The 17,848-nt window shown below is 60.0% G+C and carries 17 protein-coding genes; 11 read left to right on the top strand and 6 right to left on the bottom strand.

Going from position 1 to position 17,848, the window contains the following annotated elements:
- Positions 1 to 16: 16 nt before the first annotated feature.
- Entirely contained in the window at positions 17 to 1,159 is a 1,143-nt protein-coding gene (locus tag J5Y17_RS15485; RefSeq protein WP_219786290.1) for a hypothetical protein, read from the bottom strand.
- Between the two features lie 154 nt (positions 1,160 to 1,313).
- Between J5Y17_RS15485 and J5Y17_RS15480 the strand changes: the two genes are divergently transcribed.
- From J5Y17_RS15480 to J5Y17_RS15430, 11 genes are all read left to right on the top strand, one after another.
- Positions 1,314 to 2,126: a glycosyltransferase gene (locus tag J5Y17_RS15480; protein ID WP_219786288.1), complete on the top strand. Its 813-nt coding sequence runs from the start codon at positions 1,314 to 1,316 to the stop codon at positions 2,124 to 2,126.
- Between the two features lie 103 nt (positions 2,127 to 2,229).
- Positions 2,230 to 3,075, top strand: coding sequence for a MurR/RpiR family transcriptional regulator (locus J5Y17_RS15475; protein ID WP_219786286.1), 846 nt, complete (start codon positions 2,230 to 2,232; stop codon positions 3,073 to 3,075).
- Positions 3,076 to 3,261: 186 nt separating this feature from the next.
- A complete protein-coding gene (locus tag J5Y17_RS15470; RefSeq protein ID WP_255572131.1) occupies positions 3,262 to 4,902 on the top strand; it encodes an ABC transporter substrate-binding protein in 1,641 nt (546 codons plus the stop codon).
- 24 nt (positions 4,903 to 4,926) lie between these two features.
- Complete coding sequence (locus tag J5Y17_RS15465) at positions 4,927 to 5,868, top strand: ABC transporter permease (RefSeq protein WP_219786285.1); 942 nt, start codon at positions 4,927 to 4,929, stop codon at positions 5,866 to 5,868.
- Entirely contained in the window at positions 5,865 to 6,746 is an 882-nt protein-coding gene (locus tag J5Y17_RS15460; protein ID WP_219786283.1) for an ABC transporter permease, read from the top strand. The genes J5Y17_RS15465 and J5Y17_RS15460 overlap by 4 nt, the downstream gene beginning before the upstream one ends.
- The gene (locus J5Y17_RS15455) at positions 6,743 to 7,762 is read left to right on the top strand and encodes an ABC transporter ATP-binding protein (RefSeq protein ID WP_219786281.1); all 1,020 of its coding nucleotides are present in this window, start codon (positions 6,743 to 6,745) and stop codon (positions 7,760 to 7,762) included. Before J5Y17_RS15460 ends, J5Y17_RS15455 begins: the two co-directional genes overlap by 4 nt.
- Positions 7,759 to 8,733 (top strand): ABC transporter ATP-binding protein, encoded by a 975-nt coding sequence (locus J5Y17_RS15450; RefSeq protein ID WP_219786279.1) that lies wholly within the window; start codon positions 7,759 to 7,761, stop codon positions 8,731 to 8,733. Before J5Y17_RS15455 ends, J5Y17_RS15450 begins: the two co-directional genes overlap by 4 nt.
- Positions 8,730 to 9,434 (top strand): aspartate/glutamate racemase family protein, encoded by a 705-nt coding sequence (locus J5Y17_RS15445; protein WP_219786278.1) that lies wholly within the window; start codon positions 8,730 to 8,732, stop codon positions 9,432 to 9,434. Before J5Y17_RS15450 ends, J5Y17_RS15445 begins: the two co-directional genes overlap by 4 nt.
- Before the next feature lie 30 nt (positions 9,435 to 9,464).
- Positions 9,465 to 10,505 (top strand): TRAP transporter substrate-binding protein, encoded by a 1,041-nt coding sequence (locus J5Y17_RS15440; RefSeq protein WP_219786276.1) that lies wholly within the window; start codon positions 9,465 to 9,467, stop codon positions 10,503 to 10,505.
- A 26-nt stretch (positions 10,506 to 10,531) separates the two neighbouring features.
- A complete protein-coding gene (locus J5Y17_RS15435; RefSeq protein WP_370628977.1) occupies positions 10,532 to 11,104 on the top strand; it encodes a TRAP transporter small permease subunit in 573 nt (190 codons plus the stop codon).
- The gene (locus tag J5Y17_RS15430) at positions 11,101 to 12,384 is read left to right on the top strand and encodes a TRAP transporter large permease (protein ID WP_219786272.1); all 1,284 of its coding nucleotides are present in this window, start codon (positions 11,101 to 11,103) and stop codon (positions 12,382 to 12,384) included. The genes J5Y17_RS15435 and J5Y17_RS15430 overlap by 4 nt, the downstream gene beginning before the upstream one ends.
- Before the next feature lie 332 nt (positions 12,385 to 12,716).
- Here the strand turns inward: J5Y17_RS15430 and J5Y17_RS15425 are convergent, their stop codons facing one another.
- The 5 genes from J5Y17_RS15425 to J5Y17_RS15405 form a co-directional block, all read right to left on the bottom strand.
- Entirely contained in the window at positions 12,717 to 13,160 is a 444-nt protein-coding gene (locus J5Y17_RS15425) for a universal stress protein (RefSeq protein ID WP_219786270.1), read from the bottom strand.
- Between the two features lie 12 nt (positions 13,161 to 13,172).
- Positions 13,173 to 14,459: a TRAP transporter large permease gene (locus J5Y17_RS15420; protein WP_219786268.1), complete on the bottom strand. Its 1,287-nt coding sequence runs from the start codon at positions 14,457 to 14,459 to the stop codon at positions 13,173 to 13,175.
- A gap of 4 nt (positions 14,460 to 14,463) precedes the next feature.
- Positions 14,464 to 15,111 (bottom strand): TRAP transporter small permease, encoded by a 648-nt coding sequence (locus tag J5Y17_RS15415; protein WP_219786266.1) that lies wholly within the window; start codon positions 15,109 to 15,111, stop codon positions 14,464 to 14,466.
- 123 nt (positions 15,112 to 15,234) lie between these two features.
- Positions 15,235 to 16,239, bottom strand: a complete 1,005-nt coding sequence (dctP, locus tag J5Y17_RS15410; RefSeq protein WP_219786264.1) for a TRAP transporter substrate-binding protein DctP — start codon at positions 16,237 to 16,239, stop codon at positions 15,235 to 15,237.
- A 198-nt stretch (positions 16,240 to 16,437) separates the two neighbouring features.
- Positions 16,438 to 17,802, bottom strand: coding sequence for a PLP-dependent aminotransferase family protein (locus tag J5Y17_RS15405; protein ID WP_219786262.1), 1,365 nt, complete (start codon positions 17,800 to 17,802; stop codon positions 16,438 to 16,440).
- Positions 17,803 to 17,848 lie beyond the last annotated feature (46 nt).

The following is a 17,848-nucleotide window of genomic DNA, read 5'->3' as shown; positions in this document are numbered from 1 at the left end:
CGAGGCGCTTTGCTTTTTAGACTGTCTTGGCAGAGAGGGTCGGGGGGGCATATCCGTGCTGGCTTTGTGCCTCCAACCAGTGCCGTCGGCGGCGGGACATCGGGTCCAATCCAAACGACAAGCGCGACTCCAGTCGCGCCGAATTGGCCCAGCCGGAGTTCAGCAATTTGCGCGCCAATGTGCGATAGGCCGCCGGGTCGATGTGGATCAATTGTCGCAGGTCGAACGGGGTTTGTATCTCTTCTGAGCGTTTCTCAAGGCGACTATAGTCAAGCCCCGGAACCTCAAACGACAGGTGATCGCGCAGCCACGTCAGCGCCGCGCCATCATAGTCGATCTTTTGCGCAATCTCGTCGTGCAGCCGAATTTTCGTCGTGTTTGTCTCTGCCTCAAGACGCGTCAAGGCAGCACCAAGTCGACGGCTATCTGAGGTGAAGCGGTCCTCTCGCTCGCGCAAGAAAGCAAATCGGTAGCTTTGCATCAGGGCGATGGCTTCCGCGCTGAGGCTGCGATTGACCTGAGGTTTGTCGGCCCGATCTTGAGCGAGGTCTTCGCGAAAGAGAACATCCCGGAAAAAGTCCTGAACAGTGTCGTCACCTTGTGGCCAGACCTCTGGATACAGGCGCAGGTTCAGGGAGGATTTTCCGAACACTTTGAGATAGGGGCTAAAAATCTGTTCACATGGCGGGGGTAAGATCTTTGGAGGTGTGAACGATGCCTTGAGCGTTTGTTGCAGCCATGAGGCGTAAAAAGCGGAGGGTTGGCGCAGGTAGGCGACAAAAGAGAAAGACCGAATGCCGGCGTCCGTGAGTTCGTGTTTGAGCTTCGATAGGCCATGTTCCGGTATCGGCATGAAGAATTCCTCCGAGGACAGCAAAAGCGTGTCTCCCGAGGATTTCGACGCAATCGCGCGCAGTGTTTCCAGCGCTTGTCTTTTGCGTGCTTTGCGCTGATCTGCGGTGCCTGCGAAACGGACAATGCGCGGCAAGTCCTGCTCAGGCATCAAGCCGGACAGCAAGATGGAATGGGGCGGGATATGAGTTTTCGGACGCGGATAAATAATGCCGCTTTTGGAAAGCTCTGGTGCAATATCCGCCAGATGATTTTGCAAAGAGGTCGTTCCGGTCTTATGGCTTCCTATATGGAAAAGAAGCTTCATGACGATCTGCTGCCTATACCGTATTTACCAATGCTGTCGCGGTCAGGCATATCGACTGAACCACAGGTTCCTTGAGTGCGGGGACTATAAGGGATTAAAGATCGCTTGAAAGCTAAATTCTGCGGTGCCGAAGATAGAAAACAGGACGCCAGACGTGAAAACTGAGATCATTATCGCCACATACAACAAGCCAAACTATCTTCGGCTTTGTCTTCAGACCTGTTTGGCGCAAACACAGCTGCCGACGAGCATTTGTCTCGCCGATGATGGGTCCGGGCCGGAAACCGCAGCCCTCATCGCGGAGTTTCAGAAAACCTCCGGCGATGTTCAGATCCGGCATTCGTGGCATGAAGACGACGGGTTTCGCAAATGCGCGGCGCTCAACAAGGCCGTGCGTGAGAGCGAGGCAGATTACCTTATCTTCATCGACGACGACTGTTTATTGCATCCCACCTTCGTGGCCAGGCATCTCGCCCTCGCCAATCCGAAGCGGTTCCTGACAGGAAGCCTTATTCGCCTGTCGCCTGAGTTGACGACGGAGATTCTAGAGGCCGGGGCGGTGACCTGGTCTGACACTGGTCGGCTTGAGGGCTGGCAGCCGTCGAAGGCATCTGACCTTGCCAAAGCCACCCCTTACGGCCCGTTGATCAACCGGGTCAGAGAGGTGCTTTCGCCCGTCAGTCGGAACTGGCAGGGCGCCTGTGCTTCGACCCATCGCGACAATATTCTTGCCGTGAACGGCTTTGATGAAACGATGACCTATGGCGGTCTGGACAAGGAGTTCGGTGCCCGCCTGATCAATTCAGGTGTGAATGGGCGCCATATCCGATATTCCGCTCCGGTCTATCATCTCGACCATTCGCGTTCCTATGAAAGTGCTGAAATGCGCCGGTCGAACCGAGAGAAAATCGAGAAGAGCCGCAAGCTCAAGCTGACGTGGACCGAGCACGGCATCCAAAACGCATGATCTCCTGGGTGGGTCGCGTGCGTGTTCGACCCGAGGCCGTCGTTCCATCGCGCAATGCGGAAATCTTGTTGCATCTTGGTGCAAAAGGAATTTCACTCGCCGCATGAGTGAAATCGAAAAGCCATCCTTTTTGGGCGCGGTGCGCGAAAGCCTGTCGCGCATGCCGCCGACCGAGCGCCGCCTCGCGGAGTTTCTCCTGAATTTTCCCGGGGAACTTGCGAGCTATAATGCCTCCGAGTTGGCAAAGCTGGCGAATGTGTCGAACGCCACGGTGTCCCGTTTCGTTCAAAGGCTTGGCTACGCGAGCTATGAAGATGCCCGGCGCCACGTGCGGACCGAGCAGAACACAGGGGCCGCGATCTACCTCTCCGGCACGAAAGAGGATGCGGCCTCCGATCTCATCGACCTGCATTTTGCGCAAGGCGCGCGCAATCTCACGGATACGGGCAAGTCCATGTCCATCACGGAGATTGACGAAATCGCGGACGCCATCCTGTCGGCGCGCCGGGTTGCGCTCTTTGGGTTTCGGACCAGTCAGGCCTTCGCCAGCTATCTGCACTGGCAAATGTTACAGGTCGTCGACAGCAGCCGTTTGCTGCCACAGCCGGGCCAAACGCTGGGCGAGGAGATCGCGAGTTTCACCGAAGAGGACTGCGTTCTGTTTTTCGCACTGCCCCGACGCATTCGCGACAATGACCTGATCCTTGAACACATCCGCAAGTCGGGCGCGAAGCTGCTTTATATCACTGACGACAAAATGCCGCCGAACTCCGGGGTCACATGGCACCTGCGCTGTCGGACTGGCGCGCCGGGTCAGTTGTTCAATCATGTGAGCGTCATTGGGCTCTGCCATCTCTTGGCGACCCGTGTGATCGAACGTGCAGGGACACCGGCCCGCAAGCGTCTGTCCTACATCGAAGCCCTCCACGATTCGCTCAACGAGCTTTAAAGCGCCCATCCTCTAAGCGTTTCGCCCAAATTCCATGCGCGAAAAGGGGCTTTTCCTGCTGCGCTGGTATGAAAATATATTTTCAGAAACTTTTCGAAAGAAAATTGTTGACCGAAATTTTTCAGAAAATACGTTGATGAAAAGTTTCAACCAGATCGAACTCGCACCCCGAACATGAGGAAGACCATGAAAACTCCGATCCCCCGCGCGTCAGGACCTCTGCCTTCTCTGAAATCCATGCTGCGCCTCTCTCTGGCGGCGGCCGCACTTTCCATCGGGCTGTCCGGCGCCTCGCTGGCCGAAGGCTCGCTACGCATCGCGATGACCTCCTCCGATGTACCGCTTCCGAACGGCCAAACGGATCAAGGCGCCGAGGGCATGCGCTTCATGGGCTACCAAGTGTTTGAAGCGCTCGTCGCCTACGATCTGTCGTCGGCGGACAAGCCGGTCACACTGATCCCCGGCCTTGCGTCCGAGTGGTCGGTCGACCCCGAAGACCAGACCAAATGGACCTTCAAACTCCGCGAGGGGGTGACCTTCCATGATGGCTCCGCTTTCGATGCCAATGCGGTTGTCTGGAACTTCGACAAAATTCTGAACCCCGATGCGGCGCAATATGATGAAAAGCAATCGGCGCAGGGCAGGGGGCGTATCCCGACCGTGGCGAGCTACCGTGCAGTCGACGACATGACCGTCGAGATCACCACCAGCGCTCCAGACGCGCTGATCCCCTATCAGATTGCCTGGATCGTGATGTCCTCTCCTGCCGCCTACGAGGCCGCTGGGAACTGGGATGCCTTCCTGCAATCGCCCTCCGGCACCGGTCCCTTCACTGTGTCCGAATATGTGCCACGTGAACGCGCCGTGCTCGTGCCGTTTGACGGCTACTGGAATGAAGATCGCAAATCCGATCTCGACGAAGTGGTCCTCATGCCCGTGCCTGATCCTTCCGCCCGCGTCGCTGCGCTCCGCTCCGGTCAGGTCGACTGGATTGAAGCCCCGCCGCCGGATGCGCTCGACAGCCTCAAGGCCGCTGGCTTCACCATTTCCTCGAACGTCTACCCGCATGTCTGGCCGTGGCACTTCTCTATGCTCGACGGCTCGCCTTGGACGGATGAACGCATTCGTAAGGCCGCCAACCTCGCCATCGACCGCGAAGGCATGAAGGTGCTTTTGGGTGGCATGATGGTGCCCGCCAAAGGCATGGTGCCGGAAACCAGCGACTGGTTCGGCAATCCTGAGTTCGAGGTCACATACGACCCCGAGGCCGCCATCGCCCTGATGCAAGAGGCGGGCTACGGTCCCGACAACCGGCTCAAGGTCAAGGCGATCATCTCCCCCGCCGGCTCCGGTCAGATGCAGCCGATGCTGATGAACGAGCTGATCCAGCAGAACCTCGCTGCCATCGGCATCGACGTGGAGTTTGATGTGCGCGACTGGAACGCGCTTCTCGCGAACTGGCGGGCGGGCGCGAAAGACGCTTCCACCGACGGTGCGCAGTCCACCAACAGCTCGTATTTCAGCCAGGACCCCTTCACTTCGCTGATGCGGCACATCGACAGCCGTCTCGTCGCGCCGAAAGGCACGAACTGGGGCTACTACAGCAACCCCGAAGCCGATGCGCTGATCGACCAGATCCGCACCACCTTCGACACGGCGGAGCAGCTGAAGGCCATTCAGGCGCTGCATGAGCTTTATGTGAACGACGCGCTGTTCCTGTTCGTCGCCCATGACGTCGCGCCGCGCGCCATGGCCCCCGAGGTCCAAGGTTTCGTTCAGGCCCAAAACTGGTTCCAAGACCTCACCCCTGTGACCATCGAAGAGTAACGCGAACGCCCCGGAGGGCTGCCCATGTTGGGATACATCCTGAAACGACTGCTCTATGCCGTGCCTGTCACGTTGGCGGTCAGCATCATCTGTTTCTCTCTGGTTCAGCTTGCTCCGGGGGATCCGCTCACGGTCGTGCTCCCGGCCGACGCCTCGCAAGAGATCGTCGATCAGACCCGGGCGCGCTACGGCCTCGATAAGCCTTTGCCAACGCAATACCTTCTGTGGCTTGGAAATGTGCTTCAAGGCGATCTGGGCACCTCGATTGCCTCGGGCCGGTCGGTCGCAAGCGAGATTGGCCATGCCATCGGCTACACCTTGTCGGTCGCGGTTCTGGCCTGTCTTCTTGCGCTGGTGGTCGGTCTCGCGCTTGGGCTTGTGGCGGGCTACGCCATGGGCTCTCCGGTGGACAAACTCGCCTCCGCGACCGCAATCTCCGGCGTTTCCGTGCCGCATTACTGGCTTGGCATCGTCTTGGTGGTGTTCTTCTCCGTCAAACTCGGCTGGTTTCCTGCCATGGGGGCCGGTCGGTCGGGGCAAAGCCTTGGTGACGCCCTGAGTTTCATGATCCTGCCGGTTCTGACCATGGCCGCTATGCCTGCTGGCATCATCACCCGATCTGTGCGGGCACTGGTGGCCGAAAAACTCGGGCAGGAATTCGTCACGGCGCTCCGCGCCAAGGGCATGACCAGCCCGCAAATCTTTGCCCATGTCGTCAAGAACGCCGCCCCTACCGCTTTGGCCGTGATCGGTGTGCAGATGGGCTATCTTATGGCCGGCTCCATTCTGGTCGAAACGGTCTTTGCCTGGCCCGGCACCGGGCTTTTGCTCAACAACGCCATCCTGACGCGGGACATCCCGCTGTTACAGGGCACCATTCTGGTCCTAGCCCTGATTTTCGTGGCGCTCAATCTGATCGTCGACATCCTGCAACCCCTGTTCGATCCGAGGATTCAACGCGCATGACTGTTTCCGAGATCACCCTGCCCACGACCCAGCCAACGCGCTCGCAGGGTTACTGGTCCAACGTCTGGCACAAGCTGCTGCGGGACCGCGTGTCCGTCGCCTGCATGATCGTGCTGGCCCTCATCATCCTTTCGGCGATCTTTGCCCCGCTCCTGACCTCTTACGATCCGGCGGTGGGCAGCGTGGTGCAACGTCTCAAACCGCCTTTCACCGAGGGCTACATCCTCGGCACTGACGAGTTGGGCCGCGATATGTTGACCCGTTTGCTCTATGGCGGGCGCATGTCTCTGATCATGGGCATTCTGCCGGTGCTTCTGGCGCTTGTGATTGGCGGTACGCTTGGCACAGTGGCAGGTTTCGTCGGTGGCTGGACCAACACGATTATCATGCGCGCCACCGATGTGGTCTTTGCCTTTCCCTCGATCCTTCTGGCCGTCGCCATCGCGGGCGCTTTGGGGTCGGGTTTGCTCAATGCGTTGATCGCGCTCACCGTGGTGCTGATCCCGCCGATGGTGCGCGTCACCGAAAGCGCGACGACACAGGTCCGCAGCCTCGATTTCGTCGAAGCGGCCCGCGCCAGCGGGGCAGGCGGGCTGACGATCATCCGGGTGCATATTCTAGGCAACATCCTCGCCCCTGTCGTGGTCTATGCGACAAGCCTCCTGTCGGTCGCAATCATCATGTCGGCGGGCCTGTCGTTCATCGGGCTTGGGGCGAAACCGCCGACGCCCGAATGGGGGCTGATGCTCAACACGCTGCGCTCCGCAATCTACAGCCAGCCTCTGATCGCCGCCCTTCCCGGTGTGTTCATCTTCGCCGTCTCCCTGTCTTTCAACCTGCTCTCGGACGGGCTGCGCTCCGCCATGGATATGTCATGACCGATCAAAGTCTCCCTTCTCACGCGGCCCCCGCGCTCAGTGCCTCGAGCCTGAACAAGACCTTCACCGTGCGTGGAAACGGCCTTGGTAAGCCTGCGCGCCATGTCCATGCCGTCTCGGATTTCAGCTTTGATCTTCCGACAGGCTCCACGCTTGGCATCGTTGGCGAGTCCGGTTGCGGCAAGTCCACCACTGCACGTCTCTTGATGCATTTGGTGGAGCCCGACAGCGGGCAAATCCGCCTCTCCGGCGAGCCGGTTGGCACGGCCAAACGCGATTTGAAACAGTTCCGCCGCAAAGTTCAGATGGTGTTTCAGGACAGTTCCGCCTCGCTCAACCCGCGTCTGACCATCGAACAATCCATCACCTTCGCCCCCATGGTGCATGGGGTCTCCGCCAAAGAGGCGCGCGAGACGGCGTGGCGGCTGCTGGACCGTGTGGGCCTCGATCCCGCGCGCTTTGCCGGGCGCTATCCGCATGAGCTATCCGGCGGTCAACGTCAGCGTGTCAACATCGCCCGCGCGCTTGCTCTCAATCCGAAAGTGGTGATCTTCGACGAGGCCGTCTCCGCCCTCGACAAATCCGTTGAAGCGCAGGTTTTGAATCTTTTGAATGAGCTGAAAGCCGAGTTCGGCTTGAGCTACATCTTCATCAGCCATGACCTCAATGTGGTGCGCTACATCTCTGACCATGTGCTGGTGATGTATCTCGGGCAAGTCGTGGAGCAGGGGCCGGTCGAGCAGATCTATGCCGCGCCTCGTCATCCCTACACCCGTGCGCTTCTGGCCTCGATGCCAAGCGCAGACCCTGATCAGCGGACTATGGCTGCGCCGATCTCTGGCGATCCGCCCAGCCCGATTGATTTGCCGCCCGGCTGCCGGTTCGCGCCGCGCTGCGCCTTCGCAGAGGGCATTTGCAACACCATGCCATATGAGTTGCGCCACGGCGATGCGCGCGTGCGCTGTCACATCTCCGATCCGCAATCCGGACATTCCAAGGCGGAGGCCGCGCAATGAATACGCCTCTTTTGTCTGTCAAAGACCTAACCGTTCAGTTCCGCACCGCCAAAGGCCCGATCACCGCCGTCGATGGCATCGACTTGACGCTTGAACGCGGTGAAGTGCTTGGCATCATCGGTGAAAGCGGCAGTGGCAAAAGCGTCACCATGCGTGCGCTTCTGCGCATTTTACCGGAGGCCAAGACGACGATCTCCGGCAATCTGTTGCTCGACGGCAAAGATGCTCTGAGCCTCAAGGGGCGAGACCTCGCATCTTATCGCGGCGGCGATGTCTCTATGGTGTTCCAAGAACCCGCCACCGCGCTCGATCCGGTCTACACCATCGGCACTCAGATTGCAGAAACCGTTCGGCGCCACCGCAAGGTGAGCCGTAAAGACGCCCAGGCGCGGGCGCTCGAAATGCTCGAGCTCGTGCGCATCCCCTCGCCGGCTTCGCGCCTGGGCAACTACCCACATGAAATGTCTGGCGGCATGCGGCAACGCGCGATGATTGCGCTGGCACTGGCCGCTGGTCCGAAACTCCTGCTCGCCGATGAACCGACGACCGCACTGGATGCCACCGTGCAGATTCAGGTGATCCTCCTGCTCAGAGAACTGCAAAAAGAGATGGGCATGGCGACGATCTTTGTCACGCATGATGTGGGTGTCGCTGCTGAGATCTCCGACCGGATTGCGGTGATGTATGCCGGTCGGATCGTGGAAACCGGCACCGCAGCCGATGTTCTTAAAAACCCGAAACATCCCTACACGCAGGGGCTTTTGTCCTCGACCGTTCAAGGCGCCAAACCCGGCGCCCCGATCAAGGCCATTCCCGGTATGCCGCCCGATCTGGCGCAGATGCCGCCGGGCTGTGCCTTCGCTCCGCGCTGTCCGCTGGCCACCTCGACCTGTCAGGCGGCGGTCCCGGACTTGCGGACACAAGGCGCCGCGCGCCGCGTCGCCTGCGTCAAAGTGGAGGAAATTGCATGACCCGCCCCCCGTATCGCATTGCTTTGCTGAACCCGAACACCAACACCGCGACCACCGCACTGATGACCGGCATCGCACAGGCGCTTTGCCCGCCGAATGTTGAGGTGCAGGGCCACACCATGATGCTTGGCCCGAGCATCATCACCAACGAAGAGGCGCTTGAGGCGGCGGCGAAACAGGTGGTGACCGTGGGCATCGGACTCGCCTCCGCCGGGGTCGATGCGCTGATCGTGTCGGCCTTTGGCGACCCCGGACTTTTGGAGCTGCGTGACCGTGTCGACATCCCTGTTGCCGGTATCGCCGAAGCGGGCATGGCGGAAGCCGCCAAAGAGGGACGGAGATTTTCAATCATCACCACGACCCCGGACCTTGAGGCCTCCATTCTCGAAAAAGTCGCGCTCTACGGCCATCAGGACCAACTTGCCTCTTTGCGAATTTCCGAGGGCGACGCCTTCGCCGTCATGGCCGACGAAGCCCGCATGAAGGACGCACTCATCGCCATCGCGCGGCAGTGCCAAACGGATGGGGCCGAGGCCCTGTTGCTGGGCGGCGGTCCCTTGGCCCGCGCCGCCACAGCTGTCGCGGACGCGATCCCCTTGCCGATCATCGAGCCGGTCTCTGCCGGCCTGCGTCACGCCCTGAACGCTCTGGGCCTGTCGCCTTCATCACCTGAAAGACGATCCTCCATGTCGCTTTCTTAACCTTTCCGACCCCAACCAAAGAGTAAAATGATGTTCACATCCTTCCACCGCATTTCTGCGGCCTCCCTTCTGCTGCTTGCAACGGCGCTTCCGTCGCAGGCGGAAACCCTGCGCTGGCTGACCCAGACCCAGTCGCACAACGCCCAATATCCGGTCGAAATGGCCGCGATTGAGGCCATTGGCGACAGCGGCGTGACCGTTGAGCGCAATGAATTTCAGGTGCTCGGCCTGAACCTTGCGGACTCGCTGCGTCTCGTTGGGTCCGGCGCGTTTCAGCTTGGCACCACGCAAGTTGGCTCCGCCGCCAAAGACGATCCCTTCCTCGAGGGCATCGACCTCATCGGCGTGTCCACCGACATGGGCGAATTGAAAGAGGCTGTGGATGCCTATCGCGAGGCGTTCAACGCGCGTCTGGGTGAGAAATTCGGCGTCAAAGCTGTGGCGATCTGGCCCTTCGGCCCGCAGGTGTTCCTCTGCAATCAACCGGTCGAGAGCCTCGACGACCTTCAGGGGCTGAAAGTGCGGTCCTTCACCGCCTCCATGTCGACGCTCCTCGAAGATCTCGGCGCAACGCCCGTGACATTGAGCTTCCCCGAAGTCTATCCGGCGCTTCAGCGTGGAGTCGCTTCCTGTGGTGTGACCTCGCCGACCTCGTCCAACACCGGCAAATGGCCGGAAGTGACCTCGCATCTCTACCCGCTTTCCGTGTCGGGATCGGTTCAGGCGCATCTCGTGAACCTCGACTGGCTGAACGCTCTTCCCGAGGAACAGAAAGCTACCTTTGAGGCCAGCATGGCTGAGATGGAAGCTGGTTTCTGGTCGCTGGCCGTCGAGACCAACGGAGTGGCGCAAAGCTGTTCCACGGGTGGAGATTGCCCCGACGATGGGCTTTACACCTCTTACGACATGACGCTGGTGCCGGTGAGCGACACCGATAAAGCGACCGTCGCCGAGATCGCCGCCACGAAAATCCTGCCGGAATGGGCGGCGCGTTGTGAAGCGGGCTATCCGGGCTGTACCGAGATCTGGAACGACACGGTCGGCAAGGCACGGGGGCTCGTGATCGAATGAGCCAGTTGCCAGTAGAGACACCGTATGTGTTGAAAGGTATCGAGACCCTGTCTCGTTTGTTTGCCCTCGCGGCCGGAGCATCGGTGGCTCTGCTGGCAGTTCTCATCTGCCTCGACATCGGGGCGCGCAGCCTGTTCAACGTTTCGTTGCAGGGCACAGATGAGTTGGGCGGCTATGTCCTGGCTTTCGCAGGCTCCTGCGGGTTGGCCTATACGCTCTTGCACAAGGGCCATCCGCGCATCGACATCGCTCTGAGCCGTTTGCCCCGCGTGGCGCAAAACCCGGCCCATGTGCTTGCGCAGGGCACTTTGGCGGCGATGGCGATTTTCATGACTTTTCACGCCGTGAGTGAATTGGCGCAGACCATCCGATTTGGCGCCGTGACGAACACGCCGCTGCAAACACCGCTCTGGGTGCCGCAAGGGCTTTGGGCGCTGGGCTGTGGCGTCTTTGCCCTCACCACGATCACCACCACGCTGCACGCGATCTGGCTCATGGTTCGCGCACCTGAGAATGTAGCTCTCTTTTACGGACCGATGACGGTCTCGGAAGAGGTCGAAGAGTTTCTGGAAACACCTCACGGGGAGACACGCACATGATCGGTATTGAAGGCGCCGTTATCGGCTTTGGCCTTTTGCTCATACTTTTGCTGATCGGCCTGCATATCGCCGTCGCCTTGTTCAGCGTCGCCGTCTTGGGCGCTTGGGTGTTCTTCGGAGATGCCATGTTCCGCCCTTTCGGCACGATGATGTGGGGCACGCTCAACAACTTTCTTTTGGTGGCGATCCCGCTCTTTGTCTTCATGGGGGAGGTGCTTGTCCGGGGCGGCGTGACCGAGCGCATGTATCGGGCCTTGTCGGATTGGCTGCGCCCGCTGCCGGGGGGGCTTCTTCACACCAATATCATCGCCTCTACGGTGTTTGCCGCGATCTCCGGTTCGTCTGTCGCAACAGCCGCCACCATCGGCACGGTCGCCTTCCCGACCTTTCGCCAACAAAACTATTCCGAACGCTGGGTGGCCGGCACCGTGGCCTCCGGTGCCACTTTGGGCATCCTGATCCCGCCTTCGATCAACCTCATTATCTATGGCGCGATCACCAACACCTCAATCGGTGCCTTGTTCATGGCGGGCATCGTGCCGGGCCTCATATTGGCGGCTCTGTTCATGGGGGTTATCGCGGTCTGGAGCACGCTTGATCCGCGCATCGCGGGGCCGCGTGGCAAGTTGGCCCCTTGGCCGGAACGCCGCAAACGTCTGACCGACCTTCTTCCGCCCCTGATCATCTTTATCGTCGTGATGGGCTCGATCTATGGCGGATGGGCCACTCCGACCGAAGCGGCGGGCGTCGGCGTCGTCATCGCAATGGCCCTTGTTGCGGGCTATCGTCGGCTGAACTGGGGCATGCTGAAAGAGGCGATGCTGTCGACCGTGACGACCACCGCGATGACGCTATTGATCCTCGTTGCGGCCTTCTACATGAACTTCATCCTCGGCGTCTTGGGGGTGCCCCGCGCCGTCTCGGAGTTCGTCGCCGCGCTGGATGTGCAGCCGCTGGTCATGCTTTTGATCCTCGTCTGCCTTTACCTGATCTTGGGCTGTTTCCTTGATGCGCTTGCCATGATGATCGCGACCATTCCGATTGTCTGGCCGATCATGGATCAACTTGGCTATTCGCCTGTCTGGTTCGGTATTTTCCTCGTCATGATGTGCGAACTAGCTCTGATCACGCCACCTGTCGGGATGAACCTCTATATCGTGCAAAGCGTCCGCGGACGCGGTCACGTCGGAACGGTGATTGCGGGCGTGCTGCCCTTTCTCATGTGTATCCTCGCCTTGGTCGCGCTGTTGGGTATTTTTCCGGGGCTCATCCTAAGCTGAGGAGAAATGCTGAGGGGAAGAGTAGCCGGTATCATGTGAGTGGCGGCCCCGGGGGAAACCCTGGGGCCGTTTTCTTTCTGCTGTGTCGGCGGTCCTTCGTTAAAAGCTTCTCGCATCAAGATTTGAATTTTATTTTTTTTAGAGTGTTGCTGGTGTCGTACCGTCTGGCGCTTTTGCGTCAGAAGGTTGCACTGCCGCCTGCGGGGGAACCTGTGCTGCTGGAGGACATCTGGCAGACCAGCACATGGGCGCGTGAGACCTACTTCCTTCCGAGGCGCGGCGTCGCGACCGGGGCGTGGCCGTCGAGGTCGCCCATTTGGCCAAGATCGGCCTCACACCACCAAGACAGGAAGCCGTGCGAGGCTTGTGACCTTGTGGCTGACGGAGCCCAGCATATAGCCCTCCGTCGCCCCCAGCCCGCGCGAGCCGATGGCGATCAGATCGCAGTCTTTTTCTCTGGCAAAGGCCACAATGGTGCGCGCCGAGGGGCCGCCTTTGATAAAGGCCTGCACCTTTTCGACGCCTAGTTCCTTGGCACGGGTCTTGGCATATTCACCAACCTCGCGCGCCGCCGCTTTCATCGCGTCATCGAGGTTGCCGGGGTCTTCGCCACTGCCGCGAACCATTGAAAGCGAGGCCTCTAGGATCGAATGATGACGATAGACCGTCACCACCATCAGTTCCGCTCCGGCCAGTTTGCATAGCTCACATGCTTTCTCCATGGCGCCATCCGCGCCTTTCGACCCATCGTGCGCCAAAAGGATTTTCTTGAACATGGCGAGCCTCCTCTACTTGCCAAATGCGATGTCGCGCAAAAAGAGCGCAATCTGCGGGAAAAAGATCAGCAGGACAGACACGCTGAGCAGCATCACGATGAAGGGCGGGGTACCTTTGACCACTTCGGCGTAAGGACGTTTGAACACGGCAATCGCCGTGAAGATGTCACAGCCGAAGGGCGGCGTGGCGCTGCCGATGGCGACCTGAAGCGTGATGATCGTGCCGACAAGCACCGGATCAAGGCCCACGGATTGCACCACAGGGGCAAAGATCGGCACGAAGATCAGGATCACCACGATCGGGTCCACGAACATGCAGCCGACGAAAAAGGCGATCGAGATAGTAAACAAGACACCATATTGTCCCATCTCGTTGATGCCGATGCTGCCGAGAACCTGCTGCGGGATTTGTGCAAAGCTGATGACATAGGAAAAGGCAGCCCCCGCGCCGACGAGGATAAAGACCACAGCCGTGATCAGCCCCGTGGATTTGGCGGTGGCATAAAGCTGTTTGACCGTCATCTCGCGAAACACGCCCATTTCGAGCAAAAGAGCATAGAGCACACAGGCGGCGGCGGCCTCCGTCGGTGAAAAGACCCCGCCATAGATGCCGCCCACGATGATCACAGGAAAACCCAAGGGCCAGAGCGCGCGCCGCATCGCACGGCCCCGCGCGCGCCAGCTGGCCTTGGGTTCCGTGGGCACGTTGTTTCGCACGGCGTAGACGTAGGAGTAGATCGAGAACAACAAGAGGATCAAAAGCCCCGGCCCGATGCCCGCGATGAACAGTTCCGAGATGGATGTGCCGGAGACCACACCATAGATGATCATGCCGATGGAGGGTGGGATCAGAAAGGCGATGTCCGAAGAATTCACGATCAGGGCGAGGACGAAATTGTCCTTATAGCCTGCCTTGAGCATCCGGGGCCGCAAAGGTCCGCCAACGGCCACCACTGTCGCCTGCGTCGAGCCGGACACGGCCCCGAAAAGCGTACATGCGGTTGCGGTGGTGACGGCAAGCCCGCCTTTGAGGTGGCCGACAAAGGTCATCACCAGATCGATCAGACGATTGGCGGATTGGCCGCGCGTCATGATGTCAGCGGCAAAGATGAACATCGGCACGGCGATCAGACTGGCCGGTTGGATGCCGCCGAGAATCTGCTGAACCATCGTGTCCAGTTGGCCAAAGCCCTGAAACAGCGTGACGAAGCCGATGAGCGAGCCCGCAATGAGCGGGATCATCATTGGAAAGCCCAGAAGGAGAAGCACGATCATCGTGCCGAAGATTGCCAAAGCCATGGTCTTACACCTCCTCTGCCGTGTCGTCGGAATAGCCTTCCATCGTGCTGGTGGAGAGCCAGATGTCTTTATGGATGATGTTCTTGATCGCGGTCAGCGCGTATTGCAGACCCGTGAGGAAAAAGCCCAAAGGCGCCCAGACGATGATCCACCAGACGGGAATTTGCAGCGCTGGCAAAAGCCGCCCGCGCGAGGCCTGCGCCAGAACGTAGTCGACCGAATACCACGCCAGCATGAACATCGCCGCCGCCGTCACCACGGCGATGATAATCATCAGAAGTTTGCGCAGGGGCGGTTTCAACGCGTCGAAAAACGCCGACATGCGGATGTGGCGGCCGTGGCGCGCGGCGTAGGAAATTCCCGCGAAGGTGATCAACACGATCAGTGCGCGATTGACCTCTTCTGAGAAAAACAGGCTCTGCCCAAAGATGAACCGCCCCACGACATTCGCCATGGTATTGAGCGCCATCAAAAGCACGCCCACCGCCAAAAGCACCGCTTCGATGCGGGCGATGGCGACGTCGATCACGCCAAGCGGCCCGGGCAGGCCGGACACATAGTTGGAATCGTCAATATCGTCGTCCACGGCAGAGGTCTGAAGCTCCGCCAACAGGTCCGGGTCGACCTTTTGATCTTTCTCTGGGTCAGGCATGGTGAGCAGGTTCCTGCATGCTGTAAATGGATAATGGCAAAGAAGGAGCCGAGCCGCTTCGTGACGGCCCGGCCTATGCTCTAGGGAGCGATGGCGCGCCGCAGCGGCGCGCCAAAATCGGTATTATTCGACAGCGGCCAGATCGGCCTTGAGCTGTTCAAGGATCGCGCCGGCCTGATCGCCGCCGATCTCAAGGAACTCTTGTTCGACGGAGTCGGCGGTCGCCATGAAGGGCGCGCGCTCTTCCTCGCTTAGAGTCGTGATCGTCATGTCGGGCTTGGCCTCCATGATCTTCTCAAGGGACGCTTCGGTCAGGCCGTCCTGATAGTCGATGATGTAGTCAAAAGCCGCGTCGATCGCGTTGTTCACCAAGGTTTTGTCCTCGTCCGACAGACCGTCGAAGAAGTCCTTGTTGGCCATCACGGCGGTGGTGAAGTTGTTGTGGCCCGCCCGCGTGATGTGGTCGGTCACCTCATACATTTTGGTCGACTCGATGAAGAAGGCCGGGTTTTCCTGACCCTGAATGATGCCGGTCTGAAGCGCACCGTAGACCTCGCCCCAAGGCAGCGGCGTCGGCGTCGCGCCAAAGGCCTTGTAGCTCTCGACCAAAAGCGGGTTGGTCATCACGCGGAATTTGACCTCGTCGAGATCTTCCGGCCCGGAGACCGCCTCGGTCGTCGTCATCATGACCTCGCCCTCGGGGAACATGGTCAAAAGTTCGAGGCCCTGTTCGGCATAGAGCGGGGGGAACATCTCGTTGATCGCCTTTGACTCTTTGAAGAAGGTCGCGAGCGTCGCGGTGTCTTGCGGCAACAGGTAGGGCACGAAGAAGACCTGCGCTTCCGGGATCAGAGCGCCGGTGAAGCCCGGCGACTGGTCGACGAATTGCAGGATTCCGGATTGTGTTTGCTCCATGATGCTGTCGGATTCACCCAGCGTGCCGAAGGGGAAAAGCTGGATCTCGTGGTCGGAGTTGGCCTCGATCTCTTCCTTGAATTTCTGGGCAAACTTACCCTGCACCTCGTCCATCGCCTCTTCGAAGGCATAGCGCCATGTGTCAGCCATGGCGCTGCCGCTCGCCATCATCATGACGAGGGCGCTGGTGGTGAGAAGTTTTTGATATGACATATAAAATATATCCCCATTTTAACTATCCCGACGCAGGCGCATCGCCCGGGTCAGGGTTTGGTTTCATGCCGATCAGGTCTGCAAAGGCTGCAGACACGGCTTGCCCAAAACCTTTCGGGAGGGGTTTTCCATGTCAATGTTTATATTGAACCATGACAATTTGTGCGGGGCCAGAAGGCCGCGAACGGAGGTGGGAGATCAAAACTCCGGCACAACTTCTGCGAGTGCTCGCAGCGCGCGCTCCAAATCGCGGCGGCTTCCGGCGCCGAGGCTGACCCGGACAGCGGGGCTTTGATCCGACACGGCAAAGCCTGACCCGGCCGCGACGGCGACATCTTGTTCCAAGGCGCGGGCCATAAAACTGTCTTCGTCCATGTCGGGCGGCAGGCTGAGCCAGCGATGCAGAGTGTGAAGACCGCCCTGACATCGGGGCCCCAGAATGGATTGCGCCAGGCGGTTGCGCGCCGCCAATTCGACACGGTGGTCGGCCAAAATCTTGTCGGCTTTTCCGTTGTCGATCCAGTCCCGCGCGATCTCCGCAATCAACGGCGTGGCCATCCAAGAAATTGACAGATGCCGGTTGGTGGCATGTTCGAACAACCCCTCCGGCATGACCAGAAACCCAAGCCTGAGGCCGGGCGCGAGACATTTGGTCAGCCCCGTAAAGTAGAACGCCTGACGCGGCGCAAAACTTGCGACCGGCGGCGGGCGGCGGGCGGGCAGGGGACCCAGAGGGTCGCTTTCCAACAGGATCAGCCCGGCCTCCAATGCTGCCTCGGCCAAGGCCTCGCGCCGTTCTTTGTCCATGATCTGCGGATTGGGTGCGGCGCCTGAGGGCATGAGGAACACCGCTTTCATCTGCCCCGCTGAGGTCTCTGCCGCATCTTTCAATGCTTCGGGGATCATCCCGCGCGCGTCGCATTCGATGCCTTGCACTTGCAAGTTCAGATGTCGCGCCGCCTGAATGAGCGTGTGCGTGGTCAGGGGCTCGGCCGCGATCATGTCGCCGGCTGTCAGGACAGAGGAGAGAGCGACAAACATCGCGGGCGTGACGCCATTGGTGATCAACACCCGCCGTCCGCCCACCACCAATCCGCAGCGCGCGAGCCAATCGGTGGCGATGTCGAGATAACGCGCCGCCGTCAATTCCGGGCGCAGTTCATGGAGGGCGCTGTGATCCGCATGATCGGCGAGCCGGTGTAAACTTTCGATCCACGCCTGTTTCGCGCGCGGCAAGGCGACCGGCGTCAACAGCGAAAGATCATGGCGCGGCAGTCGGGCCATGCCGCTGTGCCACGGTGTCTCTAAGGTTTCGGGCGGCAGGCTGTTGACGAATGTCCCGCGTCCAACCTCGCCCGCCACCAGATCGGCACGGATCAGTTCTTCATAGGCGCGGCTGACGGTTTGGACAGAAACATCGAGATCCCAGGCCAGTTTCCGGTGCGTGGGCAGGCGGTCGCCCGCGCGCAAACTTCCCGCACTGATCGCGGCGGCAATCGCCTGCGCGAGGCTGCGATATGCGGGGCGGGAAATGTCATCGGGGGTAAGGGGCCAGTGCGACATGGGCGCTACCGTTGCTCAGGTCCAAAGGATTGTCCAGATCGGCGAT

This window comes from Celeribacter sp. PS-C1, from assembly GCF_019429625.1.
In the GTDB taxonomy this organism is placed as follows: domain Bacteria; phylum Pseudomonadota; class Alphaproteobacteria; order Rhodobacterales; family Rhodobacteraceae; genus Celeribacter.
This window is presented reverse-complemented; position numbering and strand designations above follow the sequence as displayed.